Below are 17855 nucleotides of genomic sequence, written 5' to 3'. Positions count from 1 at the left end.
TTACAAAAATTAATAAGATTTGTATAATCCATATTAATGATAATGATTATTATTATCAATTAAAAAGACAGGTGAAATTTATGGCTAAATTTTTCTTTTCCAGTTCATTTCTACTGTTTTTAGGGAATTGGATTGGGCAAATCGGGTTAAACTGGTTTGTACTTACTACATATCATAACGCAGTTTATTTAGGTTTAGTTAATTTTTGCCGGCTCGTACCCATTTTGTTACTAAGTGTATGGGCAGGTTCTATAGCTGATAAATATGATAAAGGAAATTTACTGCGTATTACAATCTCTTCATCATTTTTAGTTACAGCAATACTGTGTGTGATGACGTACTCATTTAATCAAATTCCTGTATATATTGTATTAATCTATGCGACATTACGAGGAATGCTAAGTGCTGTTGAAACACCAGTAAGACAAGCAGTCTTACCAGATTTATCTGATAAAATCACAACAACACAAGCAGTATCATTTCACTCATTTATTATTAATATATGTCGTTCTATTGGTCCAGCCATTGCAGGTGTTATTTTAGCAGTTTATCATGCACCAACGACATTTTTAGCTCAGGCTATTTGTTATCTCATAGCGGTAGCTTTATGTTTACCAATACATATTCAAGCAACTGATTTGGGGGAACACCAAAAAGAGATGTCATTAAAAGTAGTGTTGGATTATTTCAAACGCAATTTAGAAGGTAGTAAGATTTTCTTTACTTCACTTCTAATTATGGCAACCGGTTTTTCATATACAACAATATTACCGGTCTTAACTAATCATGTTTTTCCCGGACAATCTGAAATATTTGGTATTGCAATGACTTGTTGTGCTATTGGTGGCATTATCGCTACTGTGATATTACCTAAAATTCTAGATCATATCGATGCTGTTAAAATGTATTATCTTAGTTCATTACTTTTTGGTATCGCCTTATTAGGTATCATTGTTCATAATTTAGTAATGATGTTTATCTGTATTACTTTAATTGGATTATTTAGCCAATGGGCGAGAACAACAAATCGCGTTTATTTCCAAAATAGTGTTAAAGATTATGAAAGGGGTAAGGTATTAAGTATTGTAATGATGGACCGAGGCATGATACCGTTAGGAAGTTTAATTATGAGTTTCTTTGCTGACAAATTTGGCGTATTAAATACATTTTTAATTATGGGAATAAGTACAGTAGCCATTTCGATCATATTTTACTTAATGCAACGAGTTCATAAAATTGGAGGAATTTCACAATGACACGCAATGAGTGGTTACTTGCAGATAAAAATATTCAACATAGAATGTTAAATGCAATTGTAAAAGAACGAATATGTCCTGAGGACGCAAAAATAAATCAATCAACAGATAAAATAGAAATACAATATCATGGACGAGTTCTAACTGCCTATGTTTTAAGAAAAAGTATGTTAGAAAGATATGTATTTGATGGACCATTCACATATCAATGTGGTGATGAACGCATTCAAATTACAAGTTTAGAAAGTTTACTTAACATATTGAATGATGCTTTTGATATTGAAATATCTGAGCGTTTATATCATGAGCTTATCCATAGTAGGGATAGCTTTGTAGAATCATATAAACAATTTAATAATAGAACATCATTAATTCATCAAAGTATGACATTTTCAATGCTACCAGACACGATTAATTTTTTTACATGGTTGCAACATATCAAAGATAATGGTACTACAAACGATTTAAGTTACTCTGAAAGTTTAGTTTTAGAAGGTCATCCTACACATCCTTTAACTAAGACCAAGTTGCCATTAACATCAGAGGAAATACGTCGCTATGCACCAGAATTTGAAAAAATTATTCCATTACATATTATGTTAGTTTCATCTTCACATATAAGGACAACATCAATGGAAAATGATGAACAGTATATCGTTAATCAAGTTATTCCAGAACTTAAGGATAAATTACAATCATTTCTAAAACCGCTCGATTTAGAAATGAATAATTATCGGGCGATCTTTGTACATCCATGGCAATATGATCATGTGATTGGTGAACGTTTTAAAACATGGATTAGTGAGAAAATATTAATTCCAACACCGTTTACAGTCGAATCTAAAGCCACATTGTCTTTTAGAACAATGGAGTTATTGCATCATCCATTTCATATAAAATTACCTGTAAATGTACAAGCGACAAGTGCTGTACGAACAGTATCTACTGTGACAACGGTTGATGGTCCTAAATTAAGTTATGCACTGCAAGATATGTTGAATATTTATCCTGAATTAAAAGTGTCTGCTGAGCCATTTGGCGAGTATGTCGATGTGGACGCGGATTTAGCACGTCAATTAGCGTGTATTGTTAGAGAAAAGCCAGTGTTAGCTCAAGAAGGATCAACTATAGTTAGCGCAAGTCTAGTGAATCGCAATCCGGTTGATGATGACGTCATAGTTGATAGTTATATTAAATGGATAAATAACGAGCTCACTACAGAATCGATAGAACAATTTATTCGACAATATACAAGCACATTAGTAAGACCATTAATAGCGTATATTCAAGATTACGGTATTGCTTTAGAAGCACATATGCAAAATACCATCGTAAATCTTGGTCCTAATTATCAAATGAACTTTTTAGTCCGAGATTTAGGTGGTTCCCGTATTGATTTACAAACATTAAAACATAAGCTACCAGATGTTAAAATTACGAATGAAAGTTTAATTGCAGATTCAATTGAAGCAGTAATAGGTAAGTTTCAACATGCCGTTGTCCAAAATCAATTGGCAGAGTTAATTCATCATTTTAATCAATATGACATGGTGAATGAAGAGAGATTATTTAAAATAGTACAACAAGAAATTGAAGCGGCGATTGATGCCAATAAAAATCATGCTCAAGCTTTACATCGTGTCTTATTTGGACCAACAATTTCAGTTAAAGCATTATTAAGTATGCGAATGGAAAATAAAGTGAAGAAATATTTAAATACAGAATTGGAAAATCCAATAAAAAAAGAGGTGTAAGTACATGGCAAATATAAAAATAAATTTATCCAAAATACAATACAATGCCAAAGTACTTCAAACCATTTTAGATGCTAAACACATACAATTTACACCTGTCATTAAATCTATCGCAGGGGACCTACAAATTGTTCAAAAATTAATTGAATTAGGTATCACACATTTTGCAGATTCTCGATTAGAGAATATAAGACAATTAACTAATTTTGATTGTTCATTCACGATATTACGATCAACACAATTATCACAGTTAGATAATATGATTAAAGATACACAAATCAGTATTCAAACCGAATTAAATACTATTATTGAGCTGAATCGTATAGCGCAACATTTAAATATAAAACATCAAGTGATATTAATGGTTGATTGGAAAGACGGTAGAGAGGGTGTTCTAACTTACGATGTTGTTAAATATATCGAAACCATATTGAATTTATCCCATATTCAACTTGTTGGTGTGTCATTTAATTTTATGTGTTTTAAATCAAGTTCACCAATCGAAGATGATGTCTTTATGATTAACAAATTTGTTAGTGCCATTGAGAGAGAAATAGGTTATCGCATGAAAATTGTATCGGGTGGAAACTCAAGTATGCTACCGCTAACGATGTATAATGACTTAGGCAAAATAAATGAATTACGAATTGGTGAAACATTATTTAGAGGCGTCGATACAACTACAGACAAGCCCGTTTCACATTTGTATCAAGATGCGATAGTATTGGAAGCAGAAATATTAGAAATTAAACCACGTATGAATAGTCATACGAAACAGTCATATTTGCAAGCGATAGTTGATATAGGATACATTGATACGGATACAACTCATATAAGCCCGATAGCCAATGATATCCAAATTATTGGTGCATCAAGTGATCATTTAATGATCGATTTAAATAATCAAGATCATTATCAAATTGGTAATAAAATACAATTTCAATTGAGTTATGAAGCATTATCTCGCTCGATGTATAATAAAAACCTAGAAAAAGTATATGTAACTGATACGAAAGTTGAAACGATGATTCATTCATTTAATGAGCCATTTTGTTCAACGTATCATATAAATTCAAATATCTAATCAACGGAGCACCGACATCAGTGATCTCAATTAATTTTGAGAGTAATGTAAGGTGCTCCTTTTTAATATCTTGGAAATTTAAAATTCAAATATATGATAAAACCATTCCGCATTATATATGATAAAAGTATTCGAAGGGTTCATATTAATTATAAAATTTATAAAAATCATATTGACAATGAGAATCGTTATCAATAAACTATATATGTAAGCATATACATAGTTAAGGAGTGGAAAAATGAAAGGTATCAAGTTTTTGAGCATACTCGGCTTAATGTTAGCTTTAGTATTAGTCACTGCATGCGGTAGCGTAAGTAATAATGGGTCAGACGACTCTAAAAATAAATCAGCGTCTAAAGATGGGGTTGAAATTAAACATGCTGAAGGAACAACTAAAGTTCCTAAACATCCTAAACGTGTGGTCGTTCTTGAATATTCATTTGTAGATGCATTAGCAGCGTTAGATGTTAAACCTGTAGGGGTTGCAGATGATAATAAAAAAGAACGTATTATTAAACCCTTAAGAGATAAAATCGGAAATTATACTTCAGTAGGTGCTCGTAAGCAACCCAATTTAGAAGAGATTAGTAAGTTAAAACCAGATTTAATTATTGCTGATAGCAACAGACATAAAGGTATTTATAAAGATTTAAACAAAATTGCACCAACGATCGAACTAAAAAGTTTCGATGGGAACTATGATGATAATATCGATGCATTCAAAACAATTTCTAAGGCATTAGGTAAAGAAGACGAAGGTAAAAAACGTCTAAAAGAACATGATAAGAAAATTGCTGAATACAAAAAAGACATCAAATTTGATAAAGATGAAAAAGTATTACCAGCTGTAGCGGCAAAATCAAGTTTCTTAGGACATCCTAGTGAATCATATGTTGGTCAATTCCTAACACAATTAGGATTTAAAGAAGCATTATCACCAGATGTTACAAAAGGTTTAAGTAAATACTTAAAAGGTCCTTATTTAGAAATGAATTCAGAAACATTGTCTGACGTTAATCCAGGTCGTATGTTTATTATGACTGATAAAGCGAGTCCAGATGAACCAACATTCAAGAAAATGCAAAAAGATCCAGTCTGGAAAAAACTTGACGCTGTTAAAAATGATCGTGTAGACGTTGTAGATCGTGATTTATGGGCTAGAGCTCGTGGATTAATTTCTTCTGAAGAAATGGCGAAAGAATTAGTTGAGATTTCTAAAAAGGATCACAATAAAGACGATAAGTAAGGTGGAAAACTATGACTATGAAGGAACAAAGTAGTCAATCCGCTATACTACAAGAAAAAAGAAAACGCACTACACTCACATATATTGTGAGTGTGTGCTTTCTTTTTATTTGTATTTATTTAAATTTAGCGATTGGTTCTTCTCATATTGAATTTAAAGATATCATTCATTATATAACAGGTCATACTGATACGAAACAGACATTCTTGATACATAATTCTAGAATGCCACGCATGTTAGCAGGTTTATTAATCGGTGGTGCATTGGCACTTGCAGGTTTATTAATGCAATCTATTACGAGGAACCCATTAGCCTCACCACAAATATTTGGTGTGAATGCTGGAGCTTCTTTCGTTATTGTATTAATAACGGTTCTGATACCTTCACTTGAAAGCTATTCCATGATTTTAGCAATGATTGGTGCATTCTTAGGTGGATTAACGGTCTATACACTTTCAGGTTCAACTAAGGCAATGACACCAGTTAAATTAGCATTGGCAGGTATGGCTATTCATCTATTCTTCAGTAGTATGACTCAAGGAGTAATATTGTTAAATGAAGATTCCAACTCATCAGTGATGTTTTGGTTAGTAGGTTCATTGTCAGGTGTTAAGTGGCCAGAAGTGATTGCTATTACACCATGGTTAGTTGTGGCTATGATAGTTACAATGCTTATGGGACGTCAATTAACAATAATGGAACTAGGCGACGATATTGCTAAAGGATTAGGTCAAAAAATTCAAGTTGTTCGAATGCTCTTAGGATTATTAGTCATTATTTTAGCGGGTTTATCAGTTTCAATCGCAGGTCCAATAGGATTTGTAGGCTTAATCGTACCTCATATTGTAAAACGTTATATCAAAAATAATTATATCTTAATGATTCCACTCACTATTATAATTGGTGCCGATTTATTATTATTTTCTGATGTTTTATCACGACTTGTCACACATCCTTTTGAATCTCCAGTTGGTATCGTGACTTCTTTCGTAGGTGCATTTTACTTCTTATTTATCACAGTTAAAGAGGTGAAACGCGTATGACAAGGAAGAAGCATATGATTAGATATAGTATTGTTACAATATTATTAGTTATTAGTGCCATTTTTAGCCTATGTATTGGCTCAGTAATCGTGAATCCTATCGAGGCGATTAAAGGCATCTTCACACATGATAATTTTATTTTAAATGAATATAGAATCCCTAGAACATTATTAGGACTGATTATCGGTAGCAGTTTAGCGATATCTGGGGCAATTATCCAAGGTGTTGTTCGAAATCCACTTGCCTCTCCAGATGTGATAGGTATCTCTAAAGGTGCCAGTTTAGCTGCTGTTATTATCATCATGCTATTTCCATCAGCACCATTAGCGATATTACCTATTGGTTCGTTTATTGGGGCGTTAATGATTAGTTTAATATTGTCTTTTTTAATTTCTAAATTTGATGTTAAAGGATCTAATTTAGCTTTAATTGGTTTAGCAATAGGGGCAATATGTACGGCGATTGTGCAGTTTTTATTAATTCGCAATCCAATGGATGCTAATAATGCGCTTGTTTGGTTAACTGGTAGTTTATACGGTCATAATATTTCAAACTTCTTATCTATATTACCTTGGTTCATTATCACTATTCCGATAATTTTAATGTTGAGCCATCAATTGGATATCCTAGGATTGGGAGATAACGTCGCTGTCGCATTAGGTGCTAAAGTTAAAAGATTAAAAATGGTGTTACTCATCTTATCAGTAATGTTAGCAGGCGCTTCAATTTCAGTTGTTGGTGGTATTAGTTTCTTAGGATTGATTTCACCACATATCGCAAGACAAATAGTTGGCCATAAAACAATGCATGTCGCAATAATGTCAGGTTTAATCGGAGCGATATTATTAACATTTGGTGATGGTTTAGCGAGAGGTATTCATCCGCCATTAGATATTCCAGTAGGTGTCATTATTGCTATTATCGGTGCACCTTACTTCTTATTCTTATTAAGAAAAATGTAATAATTAGTGATACGACTCATAGACATTGTATGCATCAAGATACATGATATTGTGTTTCTTGGTGCATTTTCCATGTCACAAAATATTTAAATGAGTAACTATATATTTATAAAATTATTTAACTTTTAGCCATTGCACTTTGAATGTAAATCGCGTATAGTATTAAATACTTAATTATTCATAAAAATGTATATATATGAAAGAGTGTTTTGAAACAAATATAAATGTAATTTGAGTATATATAATTGTATTTTTAAATAGAAAGAAATGGATGACGAAAGATGAATAGATATTCTAAGCAAGAAATCATTAAAGGTCGAATTAAATTTATAACGATGTCACTTATCGGCATTATTTTATTTTTAATTCCTATACCAGTAGAACAAGATGGTAAAAAGCAAACGACGCTACCTGTTGCATTTTTAGCTAATTGGCTGAAAGATATTGTTGGTGGAGCAATGCCTTTTATCATTGTGACGATTATAACTTTATCAGCTATTTTAACACTCATTTGTTCTACGATTTTAAAAGATAAATTGGATCCAAAAGGATTATTATATAATGCGTTTAATGTGAATGTAAGTTGGATAATATTAAGGGTTTTAGCAGTAATCTTTGCATGGATGACGTTACTTAAAGTTGGACCTAAAATGATATATTCAGAAGATACTGGTGGTCTTGTGTTTTCTAGTTTATTACCAACTTTAGTAGCAGTATTTTTATTTGCGGCTTTATTTTTACCATTACTTATGGAATACGGCCTGTTAGAGTTGTTAGGGCCTTTATTTAGACCTGTCATGCGACCGTTGTTTACATTACCTGGCCGTTCAACAGTTGATAATTTAGCATCTTTTATTGGAGATGGTACTGTTGGTGTATTAATAACTAGTCGTCAATATGAAGAAGGTTTTTATTCAAGAAGGGAAGCAACAGTGATTTCAACTACTTTTAGTGTGGTTTCTATTACCTTTGCTATTATTATTGCAGATACTGTTAAAATGCAAGATCAATTTTTCTTATTCTATTTAAGTGTTATTATTTCATGTTTAATTGCGGCGGTTATCATGCCAAGAATATGGCCCTTGAATAAGATACCAGATGAATATGCGAAAGAAGTATCGAGTGATGCAAGAACAGAGCAACTTCCTGAAGGTAAAACAGCAATTGGTCATGGATTTGATATGGCTACAGAAGTAGGGATTAAAGCACCAGGTGTGAAAGGCTTCTTTAAAGCCGGATTAAAAACAGTCGTAGATATGTGGTTTGTTATATTACCTGTAGTGATGAGCATTGGTACGATTGCTACTATAATTGCGAACTATACGCCAATCTTTGAATTAATTGGGAAACCATTCGTTCCATTTTTACAACTCTTACAAATACCTGAAGCTACACACGCATCTCAAACCATTTTAATTGGTTTTGCAGATATGTTTTTACCATCTATATTAATTGAAAGTGCACATAGTGATTTAACTCGATTTGTTATTGGTGCATTGAGTATTACACAATTAATATATTTATCAGAAGTAGGCGGCGTCATTTTAGGTTCAAAAATACCAGTTAATATCGGTAAACTATTTGTTATCTTCTTAATCAGAACAATTATTACATTACCTATTATTACTTTAATCGCACATCTATTTTTATAATATATAAGCCAAGATGCCTTATTTGTTGTATTAACAACTGCACATCTTGGCTTTTTTTCTATTCTAACTATATTGATATTGTTATGGATTTAAAACAGATAGTACATTTGCTTTTACGATTTGGTTTTTAATAACTGGAGATGGTTCGTCGCTTTTTGAATCTTTTGGTCGTTGATGCGCCTCTTTAAATGCATCGCTTTTTACCCAGTTATTGAAATCATCTTTAGTTTCCCACCATGTATTAACGTACATATCCTCAGTTTCATCATCTTCGTTATTGACTTGCCAAACTTCGATTTTATTAAATCCTTTTAGCGATTCAATTTTTCCACCTTGTGTGAATCTTGGTGCCATTTTTTCTGCGAAACCTTGTTTAACAGTAATGCGATTTGTAACAACAAACATTAAAATCACTCCTTATATATATTTAAATTATTCGTCAAATGTTATCTAATTAAATTATAGTCCTTCATTAGGACTATTAAAAATAAAAAGAGACAATGAGCATTGCGATTATTAGCAATATCATTGTCTCAAAGTTTATGAAAACTCTATTAAAATAAGATTATTTTGTTAATTCGTTGTATACTTTTTGATCATTTTGAGTATAAATAATGTATTCATGGTCATCTGTATCGATAATAACGCGATTTGTTTTACCGAATGTAGAACCGATTCTAGAAACTTCTCTACCTTCAACGTTAGGTACTGCGTGAATATCTTGGTCTTGAGAGATATTTTTAATTTCGTTTGTTGGAATTTTAATATCTGCTACTCTCCATTGAATTCTAACCTCATTATTATCTTTTTTTACTGTCATTGCCATGATCCAATACACATCCTTTAATTAATTTTGTAAGTATATCATAAATCATTTTGTAACCGTTTTCAAGATATAATGTGATACTTTTTAAAATTAAGTCATACTAATTAATAATGATTTAAAAAATAGAAGAGACCGAAAATACGTTCGTATAAATAAGGAGAATATGATAAAATATTGCTATTAAAGGAGAGGTAATTATGACTGGAAAGACACATGCATCTTGTGGTTTATTAGTAGGTGCTCTAACAACTCAATATTTTCATACAGATTTATTTTCATCAGTGACAGTTATTGTATTGTCGGTTATTTCTAGTTTATTACCTGATATTTGTCATACCCAAAGTAAAATAGGTAGGAAATTTAAAATACTTAGTTTTTTAATTCGACTGTTATTTGGTCATCGGACATTTACCCATTCATTGCTATTTATAGGAATCATTGGATTTTTACTTCATATCATAGAGGCACCTATATATTATGAAGTAGCAATTATCATAGGATTGATTTCACATGTTATACTAGATATGGTAACACCTAAAGGGGTTAAATTATTGTATCCATTGCCAATAACAATTAAAACACCGTTGAATTTTAAAACAGGTGGACTTGTAGATTTATCACTTGCAACTGCTTTAACAGTTGGAGCTATTTATGTGTTTTTTCAAAGTGAAGTAAATGATATCATACATCATTGGGGATACATATTTACGCAATATTAAAAACAAGATACATAAATTCGAATATACAATCGAGTGAAATTATAATTTACATAAGGAGACAAATTAATGTTAGAGAAAAATAAATTAGAGAAATTTAATCAACAACATTTATACGAATATGAAAAATTGATGAGTAGTAATGAAAAGCACGCGCTTGAAGATAAACTTGAATCATTAGATTTAGAAGAAATTCAAGAAATGTATAAAAACTTATATGTTAATAGACAAACCATTGATGATACATCAGATGTATCGGAAGTTAAATATACTGTAAAGTCTGAACTTGATGAACAAGTGAAAGATGAATATAGAAATCAAGGTATTGAAGCAATAAGAAATGGCCAGTTTGCAGTCGTATTAATGGCTGGTGGTCAAGGGACTAGATTAGGGTATTCAGGTCCAAAAGGATCATTTGAAATAGAAGGCGTAAGTTTGTTTGAATTACAAGCGCGTCAATTGATGGCATTGAAGAAAGAAACAGGACATACAATGGATTGGTATATCATGACTAGTGATACCAATCATGAAGCTACTTTAGCTTATTTTGAACAACATCAATATTTTAATTATGATATAGATAAAATACATTTCTTTAAACAAGATAATATCGTTGCATTAAGTGAAGAAGGCCAACTTGTATTAAATGAAGCGGGTCATATTATGGAGACACCAAACGGTAATGGCGGTATCTTTAAATCACTTAAAAAAGCTGGCTACCTTGATAAAATGAAACAAGATAATGTTAAATATATATTTTTAAATAATATTGATAATGTTTTAGTTAAAGTTTTAGATCCTATGTTTGCAGGATTTACAGTTTCCAACAATAAAGATATTACGTCTAAGACAATACAACCTAAGCAAGGTGAAAGTGTCGGTAGACTTGTAAATAAAGATAGCAAAGATACAGTTCTTGAGTATTCTGAACTAGATCCTAATGTTGCAAATCAATTTGATAATGCAAACATCGGTATTCATGCATTTAAATTAGGATTTATTATGAGTGCAGTTGATAGGGAATTACCATATCACTTAGCAATTAAAAATTTAAAACAACTAGATGAAGACTTTGGAGTAGTTGAACGACCAACACTTAAATTCGAGTTATTCTATTTTGATATCTTCCGTTATGGTACTAGTTTTATTACGTTACAAGTACCTAGAGAAGAAGAGTTTTCACCATTGAAAAATAAAGAAGGAAAAGACAGTGTAGAAACGGCAACAGCTGATTTGAAACGAATGGGAATGATTTAAACTAAGGTGGTCCAGAGTATGTCAAACACAGAACAACATATTGAATCAAATCATAGTTCTTTTAAAGATATCATGCCTTTGTCATTTGGTGAGGAAGTTGGAAATACTGTCACGCATGGCTTTGCATCATTTTGTACAATGGTTATATTACCATACGCTGCAGTGCATAGTTTTAATAAGCATGGGGCATTGTTATCGACAAGTATTTCAATATTTGTCATTAGTTTATTTTTGATGTTCATATCATCAACGGTCTATCATGCAATGGCGAATCATACAGTACAAAAATATGTATTGCGAATTATAGACCATAGTATGATATATGTTGCGATATCAGGTACATATACACCAATATTGTTAAATGTAGTTGGTGGTTGGTTAGGTTGGACTGTGTTTATTCTATTATGGGGGACAACTGTGTGGGGGATTTTATATAAGTCAATCGCCACTCATGTCAATCATAAGCTAAGTCTAATAGTATATTTAGTTATGGGTTGGGTAGGTGTTATATTTGCACCTATTATCATTTTAAGAACATCATGGTTATTTATACTATTTATTGTATTAGGTGGTTTATCATATACTATTGGTGCTTGGTTTTATGCACAAAAGAACCGACCATATTTTCATATGATATGGCATATATTTATTTTAATTGCTTCATTTTTCCATTTAATAGGCATATTATTTTTTATGTCTTAGATGAAAAACTAAAGGTAGCTAGAGATTTTACAATCATGTCTCTAGTTACCTTTTTTATAAATTAATTAGGAATCAATTAAATAAAGCGTTTATTTACAATTACAGTTGGAAAGATGAAATAAAATATAACAAAACGAAAAGTCATACTAATTAATGATTGTTTTATTAAATGAAAGTCTATAATATAGATTGAGTTGTAAGAAAAATTAAGTTGGAGGACAACTAAATGAGATTAAAATCGATGATAACGGTATTAGCATTAATTTTGATAATGTTTATGGCTGCGATTGAAGCATCAATTATTTCACTAGCAATGCCGACCATTCGTCAAGATTTAAATGCTGGAAGCTTTATTTCTTTAGTATTTACAGCATATTTTATTGCTTTAGTTATAGCAAACCCGATTGTTGGTGAACTAATGTCGCGATTTAAAATTATATATATCGCTATCACAGGGTTAGTTTTATTTGCAATAGGTAGTTTTATGTCAGGTACAAGTGAAACTTTTATGATGCTCATTATATCTAGAGTCATTCAAGGATTTGGTGCTGGTGTGATGATGTCGTTATCACAAATTGTTCCTAAACTTGCATTTGAAATCCCATTAAGATATAAAATCATGGGCATAGTAGGAAGTGTTTGGGGTGTATCAAGTATTATAGGTCCACTTTTAGGTGGAGGTATACTTGAAATAGCAACTTGGCATTGGCTTTTCTTCATTAATATTCCGATTGCCATTATTGCGATTATATTAGTCATTTTTACATTCCATTTTCCAGAGGAAGAAATCATATCTAAGACAAACTTTGATGTAAAAGGTTTAAGTTTATTTTATGTATTTATTGGTTTATTAATGTTTAGCTTGCTTAATCAAAATCAAGTTTTATTGAATGTTTTATCACTATTACTTGCATTATTGATAGGGTATATTTTATATAAAGTTGAAAAAACAACTGATCACCTATTTTTACCAGTGGTAGAATTTAATAAATCCATTGCCTTAGTATTTATTACAGATTTACTCATTGCCATTTGTTTAATGGGCTTCAATTTATATATTCCAGTATATCTACAAGAACAAATCGGTTTATCACCGCTTCAAAGTGGATTTGTTATTTTTCCATTATCTGTAGCATGGATAATCTTAAACTTTAACCTAGCTAAATTAGAAGCGAAGTTTTCAAGAAAAGCATTATATATTGGCGCATTTACCTTCCTAATCATTGGAAGTATCATTATTATTTTCGGTATAAAAACCCCTTTACTTATAGCATTTAGCGTTATTCTTGCTGGCTTGAGTTTTGGGTTTGTATATACAAAAGATAGTGTCATTGTGCAAGAGGAAACATCTCCACATCAAATGAAAAAAATGATGTCATTTTACGCATTGACTAAAAACTTAGGGTCTTCAATTGGATCAACGGTTATGGGTTATATGTATGCTATGAAAGCAGGTTGGTTCGGTAGCAATTTGCATAATGTACTAGGTTTAGCAATTATTATTGCAATTGTATTAGTTGCATTATGGAGTTTCATTTATAAGAACAAACCGGTGACTAACTAATCAAACTTAACAATTCGTTTGAACGCCTACATTTATTGTGGGCGTTTTTATAATTTTATAAGGTCATCGATTAATGGTAAAATACTTAATGTATTCAAAATAGGAGGAGGATAAGTGTAATGAAGTTTTTTAGAAATAAGATGTACAATTTAATATCTACACTTATTGTTCTTACTATTTTTATTATATCAGGAACGATTTTTTTGATGTTTTTAGGATTTGGATTATATGGCTTAAGTAGGATTTTAATATATTTTAAATTAGGATATTTTGGCTATAATAAAAGCTTTTACGACAATATTTTCTATTATGGTAGTTATATTGTTTTAGGATACTTCACTTTATTCGCAGTTGAACATCTTATGGATTACTTTAGAAAACGTTTGCCACAAAATCCATATTTCCAAGGAATTACTTATCATTTAATTGGTTATTCAGTTACTACAATATTGTTTTATTTTATAATACATGTCCATTACACATATATTGATATTAAGTTTTGGGTGATTATGGTAATTATTGGATTCTTATATATTTGTAAAGAAATTTTCTATCCAGATAGCACAAATTTAAATAACAAAAAGTAATGAGCACTAAATTTGAATCGTTTTTCTTAATTTGTTTGAATGAAGTACTATTATCAAATAAAGGAGATTATGTTCATGAGCAATATAGAAATTAGTAAAAGACGAAGGAATTTAATTGTTTCTGTAATGCTAATTAGTGCTTTTGTAGCTATTTTAAACCAAACATTATTGAATACAGCCTTACCTCATATTATGAGAGAGTTAAAAATAGATGAAAGTACATCTCAGTGGTTGATAACGGGATTTATGTTAGTTAATGGTGTTATGATTCCGTTAACTGCTTATTTAATGGACCGAGTTAAAACGAGACCATTATACTTATCTGCAATGGGTACCTTTTTAATTGGATCGATTGTAGCAGCCATAGCACCTAATTTTGGTGTGTTGATGACTGCGAGAGTTATTCAAGCTATGGGGGCAGGTGTACTAATGCCACTAATGCAATTTACATTGTTTACTCTGTTTTCTAGGGAAAGACGTGGGTTTGCAATGGGATTAGCAGGTTTAGTGATTCAATTTGCACCAGCGATTGGTCCTACATTCACAGGCTTAATTATTGACCATGTTAGTTGGAGGGTGCCATTCATCATCATTGTTGGTATCGCATTAATCGCACTCATCTTCGGTTTTATATTTATTTCAAGCTATAATGAAACTAAGCAAACTAAGCTTGACAAACGTTCTATATTATATTCTACAATTGGATTCGGTATGATGTTATATGCATTCAGTAGTGCGGGTAGTTTAGGCTTCGGTAATCCAATTATCATTGGTACATTAATCATAAGTCTGATAATTATATTAATATTTATTAGACGACAATTAACAATATCTAATCCATTACTTAATTTAAAAGTATTTAAGACGAGAACTTTTTGTTTTAGTACCATAACTTCAATGATAGTGATGATGTCCATGGTTGGACCTGCATTATTAATTCCATTGTATGTACAAAATGCTTTAGCACTATCTGCATTATTATCAGGTTTAGTTATTATGCCAGGTGCAATAATTAATGGATTAATGTCTGTGTTTACAGGTAGTTTTTATGATAAATACGGCCCAAGACCACTTATCATTTCTGGCTTTACTATCTTAACGATATGTACATTTTTATTATGTTTCTTAAAAGCAGACACATCTTATATGTATTTAATTATAATATATGCGATAAGAATGTTTGCAGTTTCTTTATTAATGATGCCTATTAATACAGCTGGTATTAACGCGTTAGAAAATAAGAACATTTCCCATGGCACAGCCATTATGAACTTCGGACGTGTCATGGCTGGATCTTTAGGAACAGCTTTAATGGTCACATTTATGAGTATGGGATCAAAATGGTTAGGATCTACAATAGCTACATCTGGAAGTAAAGAAATGATACAACGACAAACCGTTGCTGCAGGTGTAGATGTGTCATTTGCGTTAGTTACTTTATTTGTAGTTGTTGCATTTAGTTTCGCATTATTTATCAAAGAACCTAGAAATAAGAATAAAAATATTAGAGAAGTTTAAATACAATTAATTCTTAGAAGTTAGCTATTAATTTAAAGCTAACTTCTTTTTTTATTACATAAAAAGTCTTATACTAAAAAAGATAGACTAGGTAATAGCACACTTTAGTTATTTAGTTGAGATAATATAAATAAGGGGGATTTACTTTGTTAACGGTAAATCAAGTCAAAGAATTAGTTGGAGAAATAAAAGATCCAATTATTGATGTTCCTTTAAAAGAGACTGAAGGAATAGTGGATGTTTCTATTAAAGAAGAAATTGAACATGTGAGTGTAAAAATTGCTATGGCACAATTAGGTGGGCAACCTCAACTAGACCTACAAATGGCTGTAGTTAAAACGCTAAAAGAAAATGGTGCAAAAACAGTAGGTATCAGATTTGAAGAATTACCTGAAGGTACAGTTGAACAATATAGAGGTAAAGGCACTGAAAAGCCTAAAACAATAGAAGGATTATTATCAAAAAATAATCCTGTTGAATTTATTGCAATCGCATCAGGTAAAGGTGGCGTGGGTAAATCAACTGTTGCAGTTAATCTAGCAGTTGCTTTAGCTAGAGAAGGAAAAAAAGTAGGGCTAGTAGATGCTGATATTTATGGATTTAGTGTACCAGATATGATGGGCATTGATGAAAAACCTGGTATCGAAGGAAAAGAAGTTATCCCGGTTGAAAGATATGGTGTTAAAGTAATTTCTATGGCATTTTTTGTTGAAGAAAATGCACCAGTCATTTGGAGAGGACCAATGTTAGGTAAAATGCTAACTAACTTTTTCACTGAAGTAAAATGGGGTGATCTAGATTACTTATTATTAGACTTACCTCCAGGTACAGGTGATGTTGCGCTAGATGTTCATTCAATGCTACCTTCTAGTAAAGAAATTATTGTCACTACACCTCATCCAACCGCAGCATTCGTCGCTGCAAGAGCAGGGGCTATGGCAAAACATACAGAACATTCAATTTTAGGTGTTATTGAAAACATGAGTTATTTCGAAAGTAAAGAGACTGGCAATAAAGAGTATGTATTTGGTAAAGGTGGCGGAACGAAATTAGCAGATGAGTTAGAAACTCAATTATTCGGCGAATTGCCATTAGAACAACCAACATGGAACCCTACAGACTTTTCTCCGTCCATCTATCAACCTGAAGATAGATTAGGTAAAATCTATCAGACAATTGCTCAAAAAGTAATCGCAACTACACAAAAGTAACAAAAAGTGATTTGGCGTATAAAATTAACTTTAATTTTATACGCTTTTTCTATTGCATTTTAGAAAAATCCTGTTAGAATAATTTCTTGTGAGTTATTCAACTCGAAAATATCAATTTAAAAAAAGTTTGATTTCATTGTTGACTTCAAAAGATAAAATTGATATTATATAAAAGTCGTCAAAAACGACAAGTTAAGTTTAATAAAACTTTGTTAAGAAAGTGTAAAACTTACTATTGCAAAGCGAAAATAAATCTATTAAACTTATTAAAGTAATCTTAATTAAATATTGACTTCGAGTTAAAGAAGTTATATAATGATGAAGATTGTATCAAATGAACATTGAAAACTGAATGACAATATGTCAACGTTAATTCCAATAATGTAACGAAAGTTACAACAATTAATTTAGTTTTATGAGCTAATCAAACATCATAATTTTTTATGGAGAGTTTGATCCTGGCTCAGGATGAACGCT

General features: G+C 31.2%; 16 protein-coding genes. 14 read left to right on the top strand and 2 right to left on the bottom strand.

What is annotated here, in order from left to right:
• The first annotated feature begins 80 nt into the window (after nt 1-80).
• The 7 genes from ACZ267_RS00080 to ACZ267_RS00050 all read left to right on the top strand — a co-directional run bounded on the left by ACZ267_RS00080 (nt 81) and on the right by ACZ267_RS00050 (nt 8997).
• Nucleotides 81-1256 (top strand): MFS transporter, encoded by a 1176-nt coding sequence (locus ACZ267_RS00080; RefSeq protein ID WP_002466514.1) that lies wholly within the window; start codon nt 81-83, stop codon nt 1254-1256.
• Entirely contained in the window at nt 1253-3010 is a 1758-nt protein-coding gene (locus tag ACZ267_RS00075) for an IucA/IucC family protein (protein ID WP_002466481.1), read from the top strand. The genes ACZ267_RS00080 and ACZ267_RS00075 overlap by 4 nt, the downstream gene beginning before the upstream one ends.
• Before the next feature lie 4 nt (nt 3011-3014).
• A complete protein-coding gene (locus tag ACZ267_RS00070) occupies nt 3015-4094 on the top strand; it encodes an alanine racemase (RefSeq protein ID WP_002466487.1) in 1080 nt (359 codons plus the stop codon).
• A gap of 238 nt (nt 4095-4332) precedes the next feature.
• Nucleotides 4333-5340 carry an ABC transporter substrate-binding protein gene (locus tag ACZ267_RS00065; RefSeq protein ID WP_002466489.1) on the top strand — a complete coding sequence of 336 codons (1008 nt, stop codon included), beginning with the start codon at nt 4333-4335 and terminating at the stop codon, nt 5338-5340.
• Between the two features lie 11 nt (nt 5341-5351).
• A complete protein-coding gene (locus ACZ267_RS00060) occupies nt 5352-6383 on the top strand; it encodes a FecCD family ABC transporter permease (protein ID WP_079449204.1) in 1032 nt (343 codons plus the stop codon).
• A complete protein-coding gene (locus tag ACZ267_RS00055; protein ID WP_019236015.1) occupies nt 6380-7345 on the top strand; it encodes a FecCD family ABC transporter permease in 966 nt (321 codons plus the stop codon). Before ACZ267_RS00060 ends, ACZ267_RS00055 begins: the two co-directional genes overlap by 4 nt.
• Before the next feature lie 281 nt (nt 7346-7626).
• Entirely contained in the window at nt 7627-8997 is a 1371-nt protein-coding gene (locus ACZ267_RS00050; protein ID WP_015364805.1) for a YjiH family protein, read from the top strand.
• 81 nt (nt 8998-9078) lie between these two features.
• Here ACZ267_RS00050 and ACZ267_RS00045 read toward each other — a convergent pair whose 3' ends face one another.
• On the bottom strand, nt 9079-9402 hold the full coding sequence (locus ACZ267_RS00045; RefSeq protein WP_079449205.1) for a heme oxygenase: 324 nt from the start codon (nt 9400-9402) through the stop codon (nt 9079-9081).
• 160 nt (nt 9403-9562) lie between these two features.
• Nucleotides 9563-9823, bottom strand: coding sequence for a SunI/YnzG family protein (locus tag ACZ267_RS00040; protein WP_002450471.1), 261 nt, complete (start codon nt 9821-9823; stop codon nt 9563-9565).
• 197 nt (nt 9824-10020) lie between these two features.
• On the opposite strand from ACZ267_RS00040, the gene ACZ267_RS00035 reads away from it, so the two are divergent.
• The 7 genes from ACZ267_RS00035 (at nt 10021) to ACZ267_RS00005 (ending at nt 17378) form a co-directional block, all read left to right on the top strand.
• A complete protein-coding gene (locus ACZ267_RS00035; RefSeq protein WP_002466485.1) occupies nt 10021-10542 on the top strand; it encodes a metal-dependent hydrolase in 522 nt (173 codons plus the stop codon).
• A 66-nt stretch (nt 10543-10608) separates the two neighbouring features.
• On the top strand, nt 10609-11796 hold the full coding sequence (locus ACZ267_RS00030; protein WP_015364806.1) for a UTP--glucose-1-phosphate uridylyltransferase: 1188 nt from the start codon (nt 10609-10611) through the stop codon (nt 11794-11796).
• Nucleotides 11797-11814: 18 nt separating this feature from the next.
• Complete coding sequence (gene trhA, locus ACZ267_RS00025) at nt 11815-12498, top strand: PAQR family membrane homeostasis protein TrhA (RefSeq protein WP_002466495.1); 684 nt, start codon at nt 11815-11817, stop codon at nt 12496-12498.
• A gap of 226 nt (nt 12499-12724) precedes the next feature.
• The gene (gene sdrM / locus ACZ267_RS00020; RefSeq protein ID WP_079449206.1) at nt 12725-14062 is read left to right on the top strand and encodes a multidrug efflux MFS transporter SdrM; all 1338 of its coding nucleotides are present in this window, start codon (nt 12725-12727) and stop codon (nt 14060-14062) included.
• Nucleotides 14063-14181: 119 nt separating this feature from the next.
• Nucleotides 14182-14649 carry a SepA family multidrug efflux transporter gene (locus ACZ267_RS00015; RefSeq protein WP_002466494.1) on the top strand — a complete coding sequence of 156 codons (468 nt, stop codon included), beginning with the start codon at nt 14182-14184 and terminating at the stop codon, nt 14647-14649.
• Nucleotides 14650-14724: 75 nt separating this feature from the next.
• On the top strand, nt 14725-16167 hold the full coding sequence (locus tag ACZ267_RS00010) for an MDR family MFS transporter (protein WP_002466479.1): 1443 nt from the start codon (nt 14725-14727) through the stop codon (nt 16165-16167).
• A 146-nt stretch (nt 16168-16313) separates the two neighbouring features.
• Nucleotides 16314-17378, top strand: a complete 1065-nt coding sequence (locus tag ACZ267_RS00005) for an Mrp/NBP35 family ATP-binding protein (RefSeq protein ID WP_002466519.1) — start codon at nt 16314-16316, stop codon at nt 17376-17378.
• Nucleotides 17379-17855 lie beyond the last annotated feature (477 nt).

The sequence above is a fragment of the Staphylococcus sp. AC872 genome, from assembly GCF_979255425.1.
The sequence above is the reverse complement of the archived record's forward strand: the minus strand, read 5'-3'. Positions and strand labels throughout refer to the sequence as shown.